The sequence below is a fragment of the Phyllobacterium calauticae genome (assembly GCF_019991125.1).
Lineage (GTDB): Bacteria > Pseudomonadota > Alphaproteobacteria > Rhizobiales > Rhizobiaceae > Phyllobacterium > Phyllobacterium calauticae.
The window spans coordinates 1-441 of the sequence record NZ_JAGENB010000032.1 but is presented as its reverse complement, the minus strand read 5'-3'; the positions used below and the strand labels follow the sequence as shown (position 1 = coordinate 441).

2 protein-coding genes are annotated in these 441 nt (G+C 72.3%); both read left to right on the top strand.

Annotated features, from left to right (window positions below; genetic code table 11):
* The coding region (locus J1W56_RS25820) for a hypothetical protein (RefSeq protein ID WP_223616145.1) at nucleotides 1–204 on the top strand (204 nt) is incomplete at its 5' end.
* On the top strand, nucleotides 191–441 hold a 251-nt coding region (locus J1W56_RS25815; protein ID WP_223616144.1), incomplete at its 3' end, for a hypothetical protein. The genes J1W56_RS25820 and J1W56_RS25815, both read left to right, overlap by 14 nt.

The following is a 441-nucleotide window of genomic DNA, read 5'->3' as shown; positions in this document are numbered from 1 at the left end:
GCGGACGCGGGCGCCGGCCTTCTCTCCCGCCGCGTCCCGGCGGGCGTCGGCTCCCCGGACGTCTCCGACATCGTGAACCTCGCGTTCATCGTCGGCGGCTACGTCCTCCGACAGTTCAAGATCCGGCGGTTCCTGCGCGAGCTCCGCGCGGGCGCCGTCGTCGTCGAGCACCAGGACCAGGAGCAGACCCATGGCGCCTACTGACGACCCGTTCCAGGCCAAGCTCCGGACGGCCACCATCCAGCGCATCCTCGGAGGCCTCGCCCCGGAGGGGTGCTCCAGCGCGGACGGCGCCCGATGGTCCGGGACGATCCTGCACGGCTCCGACCTCATCACGCAGACCACCCACCACACGCAGCCGGACGGCACGACGTACCGGTACGACGTGGACGTCCGCGTGACCGTGCACAAGACCCGGGCGGAGCCGGGCGCCCAGCTCCA